The sequence below is a fragment of the Haloarcula sp. H-hyl2 genome (assembly GCF_056934385.1).
In genome coordinates, this window is sequence record NZ_JBRIIJ010000002.1 from 1,025,497 (window position 1) to 1,044,120 (window position 18,624).

12 protein-coding genes are annotated in these 18,624 nt (G+C 67.6%); 6 read left to right on the top strand and 6 right to left on the bottom strand.

The window, feature by feature from the left end; genetic code table 11:
• Positions 1 to 9: 9 nt before the first annotated feature.
• Complete coding sequence (locus Hhyl2_RS15015) at positions 10 to 1,329, bottom strand: extracellular solute-binding protein (protein ID WP_483551578.1); 1,320 nt, start codon at positions 1,327 to 1,329, stop codon at positions 10 to 12.
• Between the two features lie 243 nt (positions 1,330 to 1,572).
• On the opposite strand from Hhyl2_RS15015, the gene Hhyl2_RS15020 reads away from it, so the two are divergent.
• Together Hhyl2_RS15020 and Hhyl2_RS15025 are read left to right on the top strand one after the other, a co-directional pair.
• Positions 1,573 to 3,630: an alpha-amylase family glycosyl hydrolase gene (locus Hhyl2_RS15020; protein ID WP_483551579.1), complete on the top strand. Its 2,058-nt coding sequence runs from the start codon at positions 1,573 to 1,575 to the stop codon at positions 3,628 to 3,630.
• A 128-nt stretch (positions 3,631 to 3,758) separates the two neighbouring features.
• Positions 3,759 to 4,772, top strand: coding sequence for a lysylphosphatidylglycerol synthase domain-containing protein (locus Hhyl2_RS15025; protein ID WP_483551580.1), 1,014 nt, complete (start codon positions 3,759 to 3,761; stop codon positions 4,770 to 4,772).
• Positions 4,773 to 5,064: 292 nt separating this feature from the next.
• Here Hhyl2_RS15025 and Hhyl2_RS15030 read toward each other — a convergent pair whose 3' ends face one another.
• Entirely contained in the window at positions 5,065 to 7,599 is a 2,535-nt protein-coding gene (locus tag Hhyl2_RS15030) for a glycoside hydrolase family 15 protein (protein WP_483551581.1), read from the bottom strand.
• A gap of 160 nt (positions 7,600 to 7,759) precedes the next feature.
• Between Hhyl2_RS15030 and Hhyl2_RS15035 the strand changes: the two genes are divergently transcribed.
• Positions 7,760 to 8,923, top strand: coding sequence for an ABC transporter ATP-binding protein (locus Hhyl2_RS15035; RefSeq protein WP_483551582.1), 1,164 nt, complete (start codon positions 7,760 to 7,762; stop codon positions 8,921 to 8,923).
• 68 nt (positions 8,924 to 8,991) lie between these two features.
• On the opposite strand, the gene Hhyl2_RS15040 is transcribed toward Hhyl2_RS15035, so the two are convergent.
• Complete coding sequence (locus Hhyl2_RS15040) at positions 8,992 to 11,013, bottom strand: DUF7997 domain-containing protein (RefSeq protein WP_483551583.1); 2,022 nt, start codon at positions 11,011 to 11,013, stop codon at positions 8,992 to 8,994.
• An 84-nt stretch (positions 11,014 to 11,097) separates the two neighbouring features.
• A complete protein-coding gene (locus tag Hhyl2_RS15045; RefSeq protein WP_483551584.1) occupies positions 11,098 to 13,665 on the bottom strand; it encodes a glycoside hydrolase family 15 protein in 2,568 nt (855 codons plus the stop codon).
• Positions 13,666 to 13,803: 138 nt separating this feature from the next.
• Between Hhyl2_RS15045 and Hhyl2_RS15050 the strand changes: the two genes are divergently transcribed.
• Positions 13,804 to 14,847 (top strand): TrmB family transcriptional regulator, encoded by a 1,044-nt coding sequence (locus tag Hhyl2_RS15050; protein WP_483551585.1) that lies wholly within the window; start codon positions 13,804 to 13,806, stop codon positions 14,845 to 14,847.
• Here the strand turns inward: Hhyl2_RS15050 and Hhyl2_RS15055 are convergent.
• The gene (locus Hhyl2_RS15055; protein ID WP_483551586.1) at positions 14,844 to 15,344 is read right to left on the bottom strand and encodes a type IV pilin domain-containing protein; all 501 of its coding nucleotides are present in this window, start codon (positions 15,342 to 15,344) and stop codon (positions 14,844 to 14,846) included. The genes Hhyl2_RS15050 and Hhyl2_RS15055 overlap by 4 nt on opposite strands.
• Before the next feature lie 84 nt (positions 15,345 to 15,428).
• A complete protein-coding gene (locus Hhyl2_RS15060) occupies positions 15,429 to 16,493 on the bottom strand; it encodes a glutathione S-transferase family protein (protein ID WP_483551587.1) in 1,065 nt (354 codons plus the stop codon).
• Between the two features lie 165 nt (positions 16,494 to 16,658).
• Here Hhyl2_RS15060 and Hhyl2_RS15065 point away from each other — a divergent pair, with 165 nt between their 5' ends.
• Together Hhyl2_RS15065 and Hhyl2_RS15070 are read left to right on the top strand one after the other, a co-directional pair.
• Entirely contained in the window at positions 16,659 to 17,192 is a 534-nt protein-coding gene (locus tag Hhyl2_RS15065) for a 50S ribosomal protein L16 (protein WP_483551588.1), read from the top strand.
• Between the two features lie 422 nt (positions 17,193 to 17,614).
• Entirely contained in the window at positions 17,615 to 18,478 is an 864-nt protein-coding gene (locus Hhyl2_RS15070) for an ATP-grasp domain-containing protein (protein ID WP_483551589.1), read from the top strand.
• Positions 18,479 to 18,624 lie beyond the last annotated feature (146 nt).

Consider the following 18,624-nt stretch of genomic DNA (forward strand, 5'->3'; position numbering starts at 1 on the left):
GAGTGTCCTCTAGCCTTCCCAGTTGCTGCGGATTTCCGATGCAGCGGTGTCCAGCGCCTGCTGTGCGCTGGCGTCGCCGTTGAAGGCCTTGGTCAGGGCGTTGCCGACCGGCCCCCAGACGTCGTCCATCTTGGGTGCGCTGGGCATCGGGGTCCCCTGGCCGGCCGACTGCGAGTAGGCCTGGACCTGTGCGGGGAGGTCCTCGCTGCCGACGAGGCTCTTCAGGACGGGGATCGCGCCCTGCTCGTTGGCGAGTTTGTTGAGGTGGTCCTCGTTGGTGACGTACCACTCGACGAAGTCACGTGCGGCCGTCGCGTCCGCGCCGCCCTCGCCCATCGGCTTGGCGAAGTACCACACCGAGATACCCGTGTAGGGGCTCGGCGTGCCGCCTTCCATCTCGGGGAAGCTGAACACTTCGTAGTCGATGTCGTTGTCGCTGAACGTCGCCAGCGACCACGGCCCGTTGATCGCGAAGGCGGCGTTACCCTCGTTGAACGCCGCGGCCTGTGGCTCGTAGCCGGGGTCGTTGGGCATGTACGGCCGGAGGTTCTCCAGCGCGTACTCCAGGCCCTCGACGACCGAGTCGGAGTTGACGCCCAGTGGCTCGTCGGCCTCGGGGTCGAAGTAGTGACCGCCGAAGGCCTGCAGGAACCCGCTCGCGAAGTACGGGTCGAACGGGTACGAGAGCCCGTACTGCCCGTTGTCGGGGTCGTGGTGGTCCTCCATGATCGAGACCATCTCCTCCATGGTCTCGGGCACGGAGTCGACGATGTCCATGTTCGCGATGGGGGTGACCGTCTCGGCACCGAACGGCAGGCCGATGAGGTTGCCCTTGTACTGGACGGCGTTCTGTGCCGTCGTGGTGAACTGATCGAGGCTGATCGACACCTGGTCGCTCTGGTCGACGGTGAAGCCCTGTTCGTAGGTGTTGCCCGCCCAGTCGTGTGCCCAGTCGAAGATGTGTGGGCCCTGGCCGGCCGGGATGGCGCTCGACGTCTTCTTCTGGAGGTCCGAGATGTCGGACCCCTCGATGGTGTGCCGAGTGTCGTCGTTGAACGTGGAGACGACGCTCTCGCGGATCGCCTTCTCGCTGTCACTCAGCGACCACCAGGCGGTCGCGGTGCCGGCTGGTCCCTGACTCTCGGTCTGGGTCTCGCCGCCACTGGAACCGTCGCCGGAGCCGCCGTCGCCGGATCCACCGGAGCCGCCGTCACCGGATCCACCGGAGCCGCCGTCGCCGCCCTGTTCTTGCACGCTACACCCTGCGAAGGCCGCTGCCACGCTGACGCCACCGATCTGCTTGAGGATCGTTCTGCGGTCCATTGTCATGGATGGATAATGGATGAAATAGTCTTTCACAACTTAAATCATTCGATGGATCATGTACGTTTATGATAGATTATTCGACACCAGCGGCTCGGCAGGAACTCGTCGACTCGCGCTGGCCGAACGCCAGCACGATACATCCATCTCACTACGTGCATAAAAGTTCTACGAAATCATACCTCTCACTTTCCAGCCGACGGGCCGTACGGCGAAAGACCCAATTACCCCACTGTGTACGGTGGGCATATGCACCATCCCGGCCCACCTCGGTTCTGTCACGTCGCCGAGTCCGTCGAACTCGCGCCGCGCGCGCCCGACTCCGACGCGGCCTACGACTGGACGCTTCGCGAGACGCCCGCAGACAGCACCGCGACGCTGGGGGACGGCCCCGTCGTCCACCTCGAACCGGACGTCCCCGGCACCTACCGTGCGGAACTGACTGCGCCCGACGGGACACACACGCAGACGGTGCGGGCGTTCCCCGCCGGCGTCACCGAACGCGTCCGCTTCAGTGTCACCGAGGACGACGTCGTCGAGGGCGAGACGGACCTCTCGGACGTCGAGGAAGCCGTCGTCATCGGGAAGTTCAACGACTTCACGATGGGCGAGTACCGGGCCGAGCGAGACGGCGACGAGTGGGCCGTCGAGGTCGACCTCCCGCCGGGCACCCACGGCGCTATCTTCGCGTTCGACGGCGAGTTCGACCCCTACGCCACCGACGAGGTGACCGTCGAGGGGCCGGGTCGGCCGCGCGTGGAACTCGATAGCGCTGTCGCGGGCGACGAACTGGTCGTCACCGCGGACGCGACGGCTGCTCCCAAGGGCGGTGACCCCGACGTGGAGTTCCATCTGGACGACCGCGACGCCCTCGCAGAGACAGCCGTGACCGTCGACGGCGACGAACTCCGCGTCCCGCTGGCGGCCGTCTCTGCCGACGGCGCACGCGTCCACGCGGTCGCCGTCGCCGAACACCACAGCATCGCCGACACGCTCGAGATCGAGCCCGACGGCACCGTCCACCGCCCGGCCGACGCGCCCCACTGGGCCGCCGACGCCACGATCTACCAGATCTTCGTCCGGGAGTTCGTCGGCGACATCGCCCAGACCTCCTTCGCCGAGATCGAGCGCCGGGTCCCCTACATCGAGTCGCTGGGCGTCGACGCCGTCTGGTTCACACCCGTCGTCCAGAGTCCGACCCAGCACGGCTACCACATCACGGATCTGTTCGACACTGCCGACGATCTGGGGACCCGCGCGGAGTTCGAGTCGCTGGTCGAACGGCTCAACGAGGCCGGTATCTCCGTGCTGTTCGATCTGGTCATCAACCACACCTCGCGGGACCACCCGGCCTTCCAGTTCCACCGCGCCGGCGTCCCCGGCTACGAGGACCACTACGAGCGCGTTCCGCCCGAGCAGGACGTCACCGACGTCGACTGGGCCGGCGACGACGCGCCGGGCCTGTACTTCAACTGGACGAAGATCCCCAACGTCAACTACGACTCGCTGGCGGTCCGGGAGTGGATGCTCGACGTCGTCGACGAGTGGGCCGGCGTCGTCGACGGCTTCCGCTGTGACGTCGCCTGGGGAGTCCCCCACGGCTTCTGGAAGGAGGTCCGCGAGCGCGTGAAAGCCGAGGACGCTGACTTCCTCCTGCTGGACGAGACGGTTCCCCGCGAGGCAGACTTCCGCGAGAACGAGTTCGACGTCCACTACGACACGGACTTCTACGACACGCTGCTGGATATCGGGAACGGCGAGGCCCCCGCCGCGGCCGTCTTCGACGCACTGGAGTCCTCGCAGTTTCGGGGCTATCCGGACCGGGCGGTCCACATGCGCTACGTCGAGAACCACGACGAGGACCGCTACCGCACCGAGTGTGGCGTCGCGCCGCTCCGGGCGGCCGTGGCCGCGACGTTTACCGTCCCCGGCGTCCCGATGATCTATTCGGGCCAGGAACGGGGCGTCGAGGAGCAACGCGGTACCATGCGCTGGCACGACGGCGACGACGCCCTCACCGACTTCCACCGCCGCCTCGTCGCGCTCCGGGACGGCCACCCGGCGCTGCGCGCACCCGGCGTCGACCCCGTCGAGGTGACCGTCCACGCGGGTGACGCCGACGACGTGGTCGCCTACCGTCGCTCGGACGGCGACGAGACACTCGTGGTCGTCCTGAACTTCGGGGCCGACCCGGCGACGGTCTCGCTCGGCGCCGACGTCTCCGGCCGGGATCTGCTCGCGGAGACCGACGTGACGACCGACGACTGCCTCCGGGTCGCGGACGTCGTGGTCACGCCGACCGAGTAGCGCCGGTGGCCGTCGTCGTCACCCCCGCGGAGTAGTCCCTGCGGAGACGGTCCGAGATACTGTGTCGAACGTAGCCACACTGTTCCATCATAGAAACCGTCAACCACACCACGAGAGGTGTCTGGAGCATGACCGCGCCGCGGCACACTGTCCTGCGCTTTCTCGCCGGCGTGACCCTCGGCGCCGTCGCGCTGGCCGGCTACCTCGCGCTCGTCGGCACCGACGCCGTCCTCGCCCGCGCGGGTGCCATCGCCCCCTGGGCCGTCGCTGCCGTCGCCGTGCTCGTCGTCGCCGAGGGCCTGGCCGACGCCATCGGCGTCTGGGCCTCTATCCGTCCGCTCGGTGACGGCCTCTCGGGCGGCCAGAGCGTCCAGTTCGCGCTGGCCGGGGACTTCTTCGACACGCTCAGCCCCGCCGGCCCGGTCAGTTCCGAGCCGATCATGGCGCGGTTCATCGGCGTCACGACCGCGACCTCCTACAGCGAAGCACTGGGGGTCCGCGGCGTCGCCAAGTACGTCAAATCGGGCACCCAGCTGTTCGTCTCGACCGTCCTCGCCCTGCTGTTGCTGGTCGGGACGCCCGACGCCCGCGTCGTCGTCAGCGTTCTGGGCGTCGCACTGATCGGTCTGCTGGCGGTCGGGGCGGCGCTGCTGTGGGCCCGCGATGCTGTCTCGCGTGTCTCCGTCGCCCTCCTCGCGCCCGTCGTCGCTTTCGTCTCCGCGCGCTACCGCGAGGACCCCCACGACCGCTCGACGGTCGCAGCCGCCGTCGACCGGTTCTGGGCCCGTATCGTCCGCTTCCGTGACCGGCCGGAACTGCTCGGCCTGATCGCGGCCGGCGGCGTCCTCGAACAGGTGCTGACGGCGACGGCGCTCTGGCTGGCGCTCGCCGGAACCGGGACGGCCGTCCCGCTGTTGCCCATCGTCGCGCTCGTCCCGCTCCCGCAGGCCGCCAGCGCCGTCCCGGTGCCGGCCAGTCTGGGCGCCTACGACGTGCTGATGAGCGGCGCGCTGGCCATCGTCGTCGGCGTCCCCGCCGCCGCGACAGCCGCGCCCGTCCTGGTCGTCCGGGCGCTCTCGATCCCCTTTGCGCTCTCTGTGGGTGGAATTGCGGTGGGATTCCTGCGTGGTTGGCGACTCTGACGCTGTAGATTCTCTTTGCTGGACCGCCCCGCTGCTCGACGCTGACAGCCAGAAAGCCCCGACGCGCTCGGCGGCTACGACTCGCTGCGGTCCTCGTTCGCGTCGCTCACTGCGGTCCTTACGTCGTCTCGCTCGCCGAGCGCGTCGCCCCTTTCAGTCCCACCCTGGCGGTTGTCGAACCGGCGACTATCGGTCGGCTGTGGTGGTGGCAGCAACGGGGCGGCTGTCGAGTCGGGAGAAACAGGTCGGCTGTGGCGCCGGCAGGAACGGTCCGGCTGTCCCGTCGCTGTCCCTATTCCCCCCGGTAGGTCACCGTCCGGCGTTCCAGCGCCACCGCGGCGTCGACGATCTCCTCGGCGTCGTCGACGGCGACGAAGGTGACGGTGTTGCGGATGCCCGAGAGCGGGATCTCGACGGTCAGGCGCTCGCTGTCGGGTTCGATACGGCGGGTGTCGTCGCCGTTCCGGACGATCAGTTCCGCGGCGTCGGTGGTCACCTCGACGGGCAGCGGCGAGTCCTCGGTCGTCGTCGGGAACTCGCCGACCGTCAGCGAGGGGCGCTCACGCTCGCTCCCGAACCGCTGTGCGACGATCGCGGGCGTCTCGACGGGTTCACCGGCGTCGATGGCGTGGGCCAGGCGGACGTACTGGGCCATCGACCACGACAGCGGCGTCGCCGAGCCGGTTCCTTCGCCGAACTCCCAGCCGTACTCGGTCGGTTCGTCGCGGTCCCAGACCTGCTCTGGGATCATCCGCCCCTCGTTGGCGAACGCTGCCATCGTCGACAGCAGGTTCCGTGGTGCCAGTTTCCCCGAGTCGGTGCCGCGGCGGAGTTCGTACTCGCCGCGCTCGCCCGTGAAGATGGGCCAGAGTCGGCCCTGCCCGGCGCTGTCCCAGGGCGAGCCGTCGGCGGGTTCGCCGTAGCCGTCGCCGTTGTACCGGTACCACGCCGGGCCGTTGGGCGTGTCCCGGCGGATGGTCTCGTCGACGACCGACACCGAGTTCCGGACGGTCGGGTCGTCGGCTGGCTTGATACCGAGCCGGACGAGTTCGAGGAAGCCGGCGTCGACGACGTCCCGCTCGTCGAGTGTCGGCCCGCCGTTGGCGATGTCCAGGTCCGCGCCGTCGTCCGGGTCGGTGTCGTCGTTGATGCGCATGTAGTACGGCGGTTCGTGGTCGTCGACGCCCGTCGTCGTCGCACACCACTCCTCGACCGAGCGGGCCCAGTCGTCGGCGGTCGCCAGCCACACCAGCGCGTCGACGTGCTCGCCCGCGTCGGCCGCCAGCGCGGCCGCACAGGTCAGCCCCGCGATCTCGGCCGCGATAGTCGAGGGCGAGTAGCCGCCCTCCTCCTCCCAGCGCTCCTGACCGGTCGCCGGGCCACTGCCGGCGACGTAATCAGCGGAGGCTTTGAGCTGGTCGTAGCTGTAGGCCACCGAATCGAGCCCGAGGTCGTGCCGGTCGGCCAGCTGGTAGGCCATCACGAGCGGGAAGGCGATCTCGTCTAACTGTTCGCCATCCCAGCGCAGGCGGCCGTCGAGGAACGTGTTCTGGGGGACGAAGCCGTCGTCCCGTTGCTGGTACTCGAAGATGTACTCGACGGCCCGCCTGGCGCCCTCGACGTCGTCCATCGCTCGCATGGCGGTAAAGGACTGGTAGAGGTCCCGCGCCCAGACGAAGTTGTAGCCGTAGTCGCTCGGGGTGGACGCGCCGACGGCCGACCCCCACGGGACCGAGGGGCTGGCGATGCCGGCCCCGAGGTAGGTCTTGTCCTCGACGGCCGCCAGCACCATCGCGGCCACGCGGTACTGGGTCGCCAGGGCGTCGTCGCCGGTGACGCTGTCGGGGACCGACAGTTCGCCCAGGTACTCGTTCCAGGCAGCCACGTAGGACTCGCGTGCCCGTTCGTAGCCGCCATCGACGGCCGCTCGCGCGGTCTCGCGGGCGGTCTCCTGGTCGCGCTCGGTCGCGAACCCGAGGGCGAACTGGGCCTCGCCGCTGCCGGCCAGCAGGCGCCCAGCGAGCGTGACAGCGCCTTCGACGGAGCTGTTGTTGGTCCATTCGCCGGCCTCGACGAGCGCCTGCCCGTCGTCGGGTGCGAGCGCGCTGGCGCGGGTGAACCCGCTCTCGGCGACCAGCCCCATCGCCACCTCGTAGGAGTCCCCGTCGTCGAGGACGACGTGCTGGCTGTCGTTCGCGTCGGTATCCCAGGCCGCGAGCTGGTAGCCGTCGGCGGTCGGGACCCGCCGGCCGAAGTCCGCGCCGGCGCTCTGGGAACAGGCGGTCCGCGCGACGGCGTACACCTCGTGGCTGGCCGCGCCGTCGAAGGCGACGTTGCCTAGGAGCGCGTCCCGCTCGGGGTCGGTCACCCACTCGGCAGTCAGGTCCCAGGCGTCGCTCTCGACGGGTGCGAACGTCTGTTCGTACACCAGCGCGCGGTCGGTCGCGAGCGTCGTCGAGCGCTCGACGCGGTCCGTCGCCGTCCGGTCGGGCTGGTGGGTCCGCCAGGTCGTCCCCGAGTCGGTGTCGACGACGACGAACTCCAGCGTCCGGAGGTTCAGCAGGTCCACCCGGGGGTACCGGATCTCCGTGACGGCTCCCTTCGTGAACGTCGCCCACACCCGCGAGGGCGCCTCGCTCCCGTGATCCGGGACCGTCGCGACGCCGAACTTCCGGCCCGTCGTCCAGGTCGGCGGTGGCGCTTCGATCGGTTCCGGTGTCGCCGTCGACCCGCTCGCAGTCTCCGTGTTCGCGCCCGATCCACCGTCACCCAACTGACCCGGACAGCCGGCGAGCCCGGCCAGCCCGACACCCGTCGCCAGCCGCATGAAATCCCGTCGTCGCCTCATCTGCTCGCCCCGTTCGGTCCCCGTCCGTGAATCATTGTCGGCCAGTCGTGACGACCTGGTAAAGTTACTACGAAATTTCCCCTCACAAATTCGGAATCTTGGGGAACATTTATCATGCAGGAAAGATACAACGGGAGTAATGGCGAGTCTCGAACTAGCAACGCTCAGGAAGGAGTTCGACGGTGGGTCCATCGTCGCGGTCGACGATCTGGACCTCTCGATCGACGACGGGGAGTTTGTCACCGTCGTCGGGCCGTCGGGCTGTGGGAAGTCGACAACGCTGCGGATGATCGCCGGCCTCGAACGACCGTCGCAGGGACGCATCCGTCTCGGCGGGAACGACATCACCGACGTCCACGCGCGCCACCGCGACGTGGCGATGGTGTTCCAGAACTACGCGCTGTACCCGCACAAGACCATCGAGCAGAACATGGCCTTCGGGCTGCGGATGAGCACGGATATGTCCGCAGAGCAGCGCGAGAAGCGCGTCTACGAGGCCGCCGAGATGATGGGTATCGAGGACCTGCTGGACGACACGCCCGACGAACTCTCGGGCGGGCAGAAACAGCGTGTCGCGCTCGGCCGGGCCATCGTCCGCGAACCCGAGGTATTCCTCTTCGACGAACCGCTCTCGAATCTGGACGCGAAGCTCCGGACGACGATGCGGACCGAGATCCAGCGCCTCCAGGAGGAACTGGGCATCACCGCCGTCTACGTCACCCACGACCAGGAGGAGGCGATGACGATGGGCGACCGTATCGTCATCCTCAACGACGGGAAACTCCAGCAGGCCGGCAAGCCGACCCACGTCTACAACAACCCGGCCAACCAGTTCGTCGGCGGCTTCGTCGGGTCGCCGTCGATGAACTTCGTCGACGTGGCCGCCGAACCGCTCGACAGCGGCATCCGACTGACGGGCGCCGACGGCGCGTTCACCTACGACCTCACGAGCGGCCGTGCCGACTCCTTCGGCGACATCGGTGGCGGGACCTACACGCTTGGCATCCGTCCCGAACACGTCTCCGTCGGTAACGAGGGCGCCCAGTCGGCTGTCCCGGCGATCGTCGACGTCGTCGAGCCCGTCGGCAGCGACAACTACCTCTATCTCGATCTGGGCACCGAGTCACGCGAGTTCGACACCGAGGACGCGCCGGACTTCATCGCGCGGGTCGCTGCCGACATCGAACCAGACGTCGGCGACACCATCCACGTCTCCTTCGACGAGTCGTCGGTCCACCTCTTCGACGACGAGACCGGCGAAGCGATCACGGCCGTCGGCGAAGAGCCAGTTCCGGCGAAGTAACTCGCGGTTCTTCTCTCGTGTTCACGCGGCGATAGCGACAGTACCGTCGAAAAGCAGTGCCGCTCGCTCTACTCGGCTGGCTCGGCCCGTTCCGGATGGAGTTCGTCGGTCTCGGAGAGGTGCGCGATCGTGGCCAGCCGGAGCGCGTGGGGCCAGCCCAGCGGCGTGGCACAGTCTGGCGTCCCGTCGTCGTAGAGCTGTTCGGAGAGGTAGCCGTTGGGCTGGACGAGCGAGCCGCCGGGGAGGATCTCGCCCAGGAGGTCACGCGACCGGGCGTAGGCCGTCGCCGCCCGGACGTCGTCGCCGCGTGATTCGAGCAGGGTGCCCAGCTCTGCGGCCGCGTTGGCGCCCCAGGCGGTGGCGACGGTCCAGACCTTCTCGTCGGCTTGTGTGTTCTGGCGCCACTCGTCGCCCTCGAACCGGACGAGCCCGCGGATGGCGTCGGTCTCGCGTTCGAGGCCGTCGAGCGTCGCCCGGACGTGCGTGTCGAGACGGTCGAGTGTCGTCTCCGGGAGGTCGACCACGTCGGCGTACTCCCTGATTGCACCGGCCAGCGCGAGGGTCCCGGAGTCCAGTCGGGCGTCGAGCTCTCCCTCACGGGCTCGGAGCGCGTAGTGGTCGCCGGTCCAGAGCGTGTCCAGGCCGTCGTGGACCGCACGGGCCTGCTCGCGGGCATGGTCGCGCAACGCCTGGTCGACGGGCGCGCGAGCGACCGCGGCGTAGGCGTGCAGGAACGTCGCGGCGGTGTGGGTGAACCGACCCTGCATGTTCTCCCAGGCGTTCTGGCAGGCGATGGGGAGGCCGTCGGCGACCAGCGTGTCGTCGAGGCTCTCGACGCCGGCCTCGATGGCGTCCTCGATGCGTGCCGGCTCCTCGGGATCGCCCGACCGCAGGTACGTCGAGAGGAACCCAACGACGCTGCCGGTCTGGTCGGCCTGGTAGTCCGTGTCGGTGCCGCTCTCGATGCGGGCGTTGGCCCACCCCGGCGCCAGCGTCTCGTCGCCGGGCCAGACGCGATGGGGCCAGCTCCCGTCGGCAAGCTGTGTCCGGCAGTAGAAGGCGGCCGACCGCTCGTGCCAGTCCGCAAGCCCGAGCCCGAGCGTCTGGTCGCTGGCGAGCAGGAACCGGGCGATCTCGGAGTCGTCGCGGAACCACGTGTAGCCATAGCCGCCGGAGGTGACGAAGAAGGGGTCGAAGTCCGGACCAGCCATGCGGGCGCCGTTGGCGGCCGACAGCAGCGAGACGACCCGCAGGTCGTCGACGACCGTCTCACGCTTGGGGGCCGAGGCCGGCACCGACCACGGACGCTGCGGCTCGGTCGCGTCCAGTAGGGAGTCGCCGCTCGCATATTCGGTCGAGAGGGTCGACAGCCGCGAGAGGGCCGCCTCGCGGTCTGTCTCGCTCGTGTCCGTCAGCAGTGTCACGAGCGTGACGCCGCCGTCCTCGAAGGGCGCGCTCACGACCGCGCCTCCAGTCAGGACCTCGTCCTCGTAGCGCTCCTGGGTGGTCTCGCGGGGGAAATCGACCGGTCGATCCGCGATCAGTTCCTCGAACCGTTCCGGAATCTGGCCGTGGACGGTCGCCAGCTCGGTCGAGACGCCGACGTAGTCGTGTTCGTCGCGGTGGTACGCTTCGACGGCGCTGTCGTGGACGAGCAGGCTGGTCCGTCCCTCGCGGCCGTCGGGCGCGAAGCCGACGAACGCCTGGAGGGTGGCGTCGGCCGGCGCGTCACCACGGAGTTCGAAGCGGGTCACGTGCGCCCGGCCGACGGTGCAGTCGAACTGGACGACCGACCAGCCGGCCTGCTCGTGGACGGTCTCGACGACGCCGGTCTCGCCACGGTAGCGTTGTTCGGTGTCGTCGTCGAACCAGACGACGTCGTCGGTCTCGACACCGAAGCACGACTGGTCGATCCCCGAGAGGCCACAGAGGGGGTAGGAGTAATCTCGAAGCGATCCGTCGGCGTCGACGTGGACGAGTCGGTCGTCGAAACCCGAGAAGATACCGTCGGTAGAGCGCAACTCCCCCGGGAAGTGCCGGTCGTGATCCCGGTTTCGTTTGAAGTCGTTCAACGAGGTCCGGAGCGTCATTGTCACCATGCATCACGCCCGGCAACATAAATTATGGTGTAATACTTTTTCGCAGCTGAAAGTCGGGTGGGCGAGAACCCCTGTTCAGACCGTCGTCTGCCGGGTGGTCGTCCCGATGTCCGGGAGCTCACCGGTCGCGGCGACGACGGTGACCCGGCTCTCGGCGGGCGCGTCGACGGTCAGGTCGACCGTCCCGCCGCTCGCGTGGACCGTCTCGCGCTCGGTCGTGACGACGAGGTCCTCGCCGTCGGTCTCGCCGGTGACCGCGACGCCGTCGCGAGTCCGCTCGATCTCGACGTCGAGGTCGGGGCCGGCCGGGCGGTCGTCGTCGAGGTAGCGCTCCGCGACGACCGCGGGCGTCTCGACGGGGCCGCCGGCGTCGATACTCCAGGCCAGGCGCACGAACTGCGCGTTCGTCCAGGACAGCGGCGTCGCGCTGGAGGTTCCCTCGCCGAACGTCCAACCGAAGTCGTTGCCCCCGTCGTGGTCCCAGATCTGCTCGGGGAGCATCCGCCCGTCGTTGGCGAAGCCGGCCAGCGTCGCCAGCAGGTCCGTGGGGGCGAATTTCGGATCGTCCAGGCGGAGTTCGTACTCGCCGCGCTCGCCGGTGAAGAACGACCACAGCCGTCCCCTTCCGGTCATGTCCGGCTGCCAGGGCGCACCGGCCTGGACGGTCTTCTCGCCGTAGCCGTCGCCGGTGTAGCGGTACCACGCCGGGCCGTGAGGGGTCTCGACCATGATGTCGTCGTCGTACTCGGCGACGCTGTTGCGGATCGCTTCGTCGTCTGCGGGCAGGATTCCCAGTCGCACGAGTTCGAGGAAGCCGCCGTCGATGATGTCGCGCTCGTCGAGGGTCCCGCCACCGTTGGCGTGGGTCCGGAGGTCGCCGTCGTCGGGGTTGCCCTCGTCGGTCACGCGGACGTAGTAGGGCGTGTTCTCGTGTCTATCGGTCCCGGTCTCGGTCGCGTGCCAGTCCTCCAGGTGCGCGACCCAGTGGTCGGCCACGCCCAGGAAGGCGATAGCGTCGGCGCGCTCGCCGGCCGCTTGCGCGAGGTCAGCGGCACAGACCAGGCCCGCGATCTCGGCGGCCGTGGTCGATGGGGAGAATCCTTCCTCTTCCTCCCAGCGCTCCTGCTGGCTGTCCGGGCCGTTGTGGACGAGGTACGCAGAGGAGCGCCGGACGTGCTCGTAGTCGTAGTCAGCTTCTTCGAAGCCGTAGTCGTGCCGGGCACGGAGTTGCTGGGCCATCACCTGGGGGAACGCGATCTCGTCCAGCTGTTCGCCACCCCAGCGGGTCCGACCGTCGAGGAACGTGTTCTGGGGGATGAACCCGTCCGCGCGTTGCTGGTGGGCGTAGACGAACTCGGTCGCGTCGATGGCACTCTCGACGTCGCCGACCGCCTCGAAACCCGTGAAGGTGTGATAGAGGTCGCGCGGCCAGACGTAGTTGTAGCCGTAGTCGTCGGGTTCGTTGGCCTCGACGGCGTCGCCCCACGGGACCGAGGGACTGGCGATGCCCGCACCGGGGAACTGCTTGGAGTCTGCGGCCTTCATCACCATCACCGCCGTCCGGTACTGTGCCAGCAGTTCGTCGTCGTCCGCGACGCTGTCGGGGACACGCACCTCGTCGAGGTACGATTGCCAGGAGTCGACGTAGGCCGCCCGGACGTCCTCGACGGGGTCTTCGAGGGCGCGCTCTGCGGTCGCCAGTGCCGCCTCGTCGTCGGCGTCCTCGGCAAAGCCCAGCGCGACCGTCGTCTCGTCGCTCGCCAGCCGACCCGCGAGAACGACGTTGCCCGCCGCCCGTTCGCGGCGCTCGTCGGTCACGCCACGCTCCAGCAGCGCCGTCTCGACGGGACCCTCGCAGTGGTCGACGGTCGTCCACTCGAAACCGTCGGCGCTCGCGACGCCGAGACCGACGTCGATTGGCCGGCCGTCCTCGTCCTGGAACACCCGTTCCGGTTCGCCCTCCTCGTGGTGTGCGACCAGCGAGTACTGGCGGCCGTCCTGTGCGGTCGACCGTTCCAGCACCGTCGTCTCGATGTCCGCCTCGGCGTTCATCGCGGGTCCCTCCCGGACGATATCCAGGCCGACGTTGACGCCGTCCCCGTCGTCGTTGCGGAACGTCGACGCCACCTCCGGCTTGTCGTGGTACGCTGTCAGCCCCGTCACGGACGCCTGCGCGACGTCGTGGTCGGCGTGACAGGAGAGGGCGGGGTCGACGACGACGTAGAGGTCGTAGCCGTCGCCGTCGAACTCGACGTCGAGGATCAGTGCGTCCTCGTCGGGGTGGGCGACGTGTTCGACGGTCAGGTCCCAGTCGTGCTCGTCGGTCGGCCGGGCCGTCTGGCGAAAGAGCAGCGCCTCGTCCGTCGTCGCTTCGGCCGTCCGCTCGACGACGGTCGGTCTGTCGCGCCGTTCGCGGAACGTCCGCGCGGTGTAGCCGTCCCCGTCCGTGACGAGGAAGTCGACCTCGCGGACGTTCATCACGTCCAGCCGCGGGAACCGGACCTCGGTGACGGCGCCCTCGGTCAGCGTGTACCAGACGCGTGCGGGATCGGCAGCGTCGTGGTCACAGACCGTCCCGAACCCGTACTTCTCGCCGACGGTCCAGTGTGTCGTCGTCTCGGCCGCAGAATCAGGATTTGGCATACACACAGCTACACGACCAGTACCTTAATGGTTTCTCGAATTGTATTGAACTATTACAACTAAAATGTCGATTCGGTCGACAGCGGCTCGGACGCGACCGAAACACAGTTAGTTCCGACTACAAGTTGGTGACAACAGATGGACGACTCAACGCTTGCAGCGCGACTCGAACAACTCGGCCTCTCGGAGAAAGAGGTGGACACCTACCTCTCGATCCTCCGGACCGGTGAGGCCAAGGCGAGTGAGATTGCCGACGACACCGGCGTCTCGAAGCGCTACGTCTACAGTATCAGTGAATCGCTCGAAGAACGCGGGTTCGTCGACGTCGACGACCACGTGGTCCCGACGACGATCCGCGCCCGGCCGCCCCAGGAAGTGATCGACTCGCTGACGGACCAGTTGACCGAGATGGAGTCGGCACTCGACGACCGGTTCGCCGACACAGAGCGCGAACCTCAGCAGTTCGACGTCATCAAGTCCCGCGTGACGGTGGTCAAACGACTCAGCGAGTACATCGCCAACGCCGAGAGCGAGATCATGCTCTCGGTCCCCCAGCAGCACCTCTCGGAGATCGCGAGCGAACTCAGCGCCGCGGTCGACCGCGGCGTGCTGGTCATGCTGGTCGTCAACAGCGCCGACCGAATCGACGCGGCCGACGTCGCCGGGAAGGCCTCTGTCGCCCGCGCCTGGAAACAGGAGATGCCGATCATGCTCACCGTCGACGGCCAGTACGGTCTGGTCGCGCCGGCGGATATGGTCATCCGGACCAACTCCGACCAGCGAGCGATCGCCTTCGTCCAGCAGCAGATCGTCCCTATCCTCTCGGGGTCGTTCCTGGGGAACTACTGGCCGATGGCGACCGAGATCCACGTCGCCGAACCGCGGGATCTGCCAGCGACCTACCGCAGTTTCCGGCATCTCGTGTTACAGGCCACGCTCCAGTTGCGTGCCGACGAGGACGTGACGATCACCGCCGACGTCCAGCCCGTCCAGGCCACCGACGACCCCGGCACCATCGAGGGTCGGATCGTCGACACGCGCCAGGGGATGGCCGAACCACAGACCAACGCCTACCCGATCGAACACACGCTTGTCGTCGAACTCGGCGACGAGACTGCCACTATTGGCGGGCCCGGGTCGTTCCTCGAAGACTACGAGGCCGGTGAAGCCCGCCTCAGCTAGCGCGTGCTCGGGTCCGGCCAGCGGTAGATGACGTAGGTCTTCGTCTCCTCGCTCGTGTCCGGTACCCAGATGATTCGCAGGGTGGCCTCGCTCAGGTCCAGGTGTTCGCTCGAACCGATCCCGCTGAAGTGGTTCGCGTTGATCGATATCTCCGTGCCTGCTCGAACCTCGGTCGGTGCCTGTGCCTGTATCGGATTGCTGTTCAGCGAGACGTCGTTCCCGCTGGAGTCTTTCGCTCCGGTCATGGTGACCGAGAGTTCGTCCCGCTGGAGTGTGTCCCCACTGCCGACGCTCAGATTGAGATACTCCCCGCTGGGTCCGGTCTGCTTGTTGTAGTCGGCCACGATAGCGACCTGTGGTGCGTTCCGTGGCTGCTGGTCGCCGATATCGAGCAGGAACGTCCCGACTGCGGCAGCCAGGATGACGACGATACCGACCAGCAAGACGACTCCGATGACTGTGCTTACCCCCCGCTCCGTCCCCGCGTCACGCCTCATTGGCACACAGTCTAGTAGTACCACATAAAAACGCTGTCGTCCGCTCAGAGTACGATATGTCCTCGATGGGGACCGAACGGAGGGCTACGCTGCCGTCAGCAGATCCGCCGGTGGTTCGCCGGGGAGGTCGTCCCGGTCGTGTGGGGCCGAGAAGTCCGGGTTCGGCCCTTTCGGGACGATCCGCTTCGGGCTCACGTCCGGGTGGGTCGTGTAGTAGTGTTCCTTGATGTGGCTCATGTTCACGGTCTTCGCAACTCCCGACTCACGGCTCGCTCCGCTCCCCGTTCGTTCATCCGGCGTCCCTTCACTTCGTTCAGCGACGCCCCCAGTCTGGTAGAGATCACGCAGATACGGCCAGAGGTTGTCGTACTCCCGGATGAACTGGTGGTTGCACATGAAGTGAGTGTGATAGACCTCGTCGAACCGGACAAGCGTGGTGAACATACAGATATCCGCTTCGGTCAGGCGGTCACCGGCGAGGTAGCGCTGGTCCGCGAGCACGTCGTCCCAGTGGTCGAGTGCGTCGAACAGTTCCTCGACCGCCTCGTCGTAAGCCGACTGGGAGTTGGCGAACCCGGCCCGGTAGACGCCGTTGTTGATCGGCTCGTAGATGTCCTCGATGATGCGATCGACCTCCTCCTGGTAGCCCTCGGGATAGAGGTCGACATCGTGCTCGGCGACCGAAGCGAACTCGGTGTCGAGCATCCGCAGGATCTCTTCGGACTCGTTGTTGACGATGGTCTCCTCCTGTGTGTCCCACAGCACGGGGACCGTCACCCGGCAGGTCGCGTCGGGATCCGCGGCGACGTAGATCTCCCGGAGGTAGTCGGCGCCGTTGACGGTGTCTTCGGTACAGCCGTCCTTCTCGGGCGTGAACTGCCAGCCGTCCTCGTCACGGTAGGGGTCGACGACGTCGACGCTGATAGCGTCCTCCAGCCCCTTGAGTTTCCGGACGAGCAGCGTCCGGTGGGCCCACGGGCACGCCAGCGAGACGTAGAGGTGGTATCGCCCAGCCTCGGGCTGGAACCGCGCGTCGGGGTCGTCCCTGATCTCGTCCCGGAACGTCGTGTCTTGCCGGTCGAACTCCCCGTCCTCGTTCGTACTCTCGTAGGCGTCTGTCCGCCACTCGCCGTCGACGAGCATGTTCATCGTACCGTTTTGGAGGGCACGAACGAGCATAAACACCCCAGCGAGGTAACACCAGTGTCACCGCCTGTGCCGGACGAAACCAACCCCGTGAGCCGTTCACACGCCCTCGCCCGGGCTTCGAAGCGCTTATCCCGTCGCTGGGCTACGTATCCGCCAAGAGTACGTATGTCGGAAAAACCCGCCTCAATGTACCGGGACATCGACAAGCCCTCGTACACACGCCGCGAGTACATCACGGGCATCCCCGGGTCGAAGATCGCACAGCACGAGATGGGCCAGAAGCAGGCCGACCGCGACGACTATCCCGTCCAGATCAGCCTCATCGTCGAGGAGTCCGTCCAGCTTCGCCACGGCTCCCTGGAGGCCTCGCGCCTCTCGGCCAACCGCCACCTCATCAAGGAACTCGGCGAGGACGGCGACTACAAGATGACCCTGCGGAAGTTCCCCCACCAGGTCCTGCGCGAGAACAAGCAGGCGACCGGTGCCGGGGCCGACCGTGTCTCCGACGGGATGCGCCAGGCGTTCGGGAAGATCGTCGGCACCGCCGCCCGCGTCCAGTCCGGCGAGCGGCTCTTTACCGCCTACTGCCAGGTCGAGGACGCTCCCCACGTCAAGGAAGCGTTCCGCCGTGCCTACAACAAGATCACGCCCTCCTGCCGCATCAAGGTCGAGCGCGGCGAAGAGCTGCTGATCGCCTAAATTTTTACGTCGGGGGGTCGCCGATGGCGACCCCCACTCGCAAAAATTTAGTACAAAAACTACCCGGAAGCGCGCCGCCGACGCGCTTCCGGTGAAACGGCTCGCTCCGCTCGCCGTATACTTGTTCGTGAGCCTGCCCTTCCGACAGCCACTTTTTCCTCCTCGGGTGGGCTCGCGTCGCTCGCCCACCACTTGTCGCAAAATCGTGGGGAAAAAGGCCGGAATCTCGGCCGTTGGCCTCGATTCCGGTGAACCGCCTCGCTCCGCTCGGCGGATGCTCGCTCGTGAGCCTGCCCTTCCCCGGGTCGTGCGACGGAGCGCACTCCCGGCCACCGCCTCGGCTTCATTCAGGCTCCATGCTTGGGCTGGGTCGGCACGCCGCTGAGTCAGGTCTTTGTAGCCGCTAGCCCTCTATCGAGTAGATGCTTCGACTCGCCGTCGCCACCGACGCGGAGACCTACGAGCGGATGGGCGAGCAACTCGCCGAGCGCGGCATCGAGGTCGGCCACGTCGAGACCGCCGAACGGGCGATACCGCTCGATTCGTCGCCGTTCGACGACTACGACGTGGGGTTCGTCTACCCCTCGCGAATCATGGAGGGTGCGGTCGCCGACGCGATGCTCGGCGTCCCGTGGGTCAACGACCGTGAGGCCATCCTGCGCTCGCGGAACAAGGCCGACGTGCTGGCACGCTTGGGACAGGCTGGCGTCCCGGTCCCGGAGACGGTGCTGGTGTCGAACCCGGCCGACGAGGCCGACCTGGTGGCGGCGTTCGAACGACTCGATCCGCCCGTCGTCGTCAAGCCCAACTCGACGACCCGCGGGGTCGGCGTCACGGTCGCGCACGACCTCGATTCCTTCCTGGGCATCGCGGACTACCTCGATCTGGTCCACGACTACCGCGCGACCGGCGACCAGTCGTTCCTGGTCCAGGAGTACCTCCCCGACGCCAGGGACTACCGCGCGATGGTCCTCGACGGCGAGTACGTCGGGGCCGTCGAGCGACGGCTCCCCGACGACGCACGCGAGCGCGGCCGCTGGAAACACAACGTCCACCGTGGCGCCGAAGCGACAGGCGTCGACCTCGCGTCCGAGCACCGTCGTCTGGCCGAGCGCGCCGCCGCGGTGCTGGACATCGGCTATCTGGGGGTGGACCTGCTCGTCACCGACGACCGCGCGGTCGTCAACGAGACGAACGCCCGCCCGACCATCGACAGCGCGACGAAGTACGAGGCGGGGTTCTGGGACGATTTAGCAGCGTTGATCGAGCGGACCGCTGAGCGGTGAGCGGCGTGCAGCCACACGGTAAGCATCCGCCGAGCGGAGCGAGGCGGTTCACTCGGCCGAACGGAGTGAGGCCGAGCAGTTTTTCCCCACGTTTTTGCTCGGGGGTTGAGGCGAGCGCGTCGCGCTCGCCGAACCCCCCGTCGAAA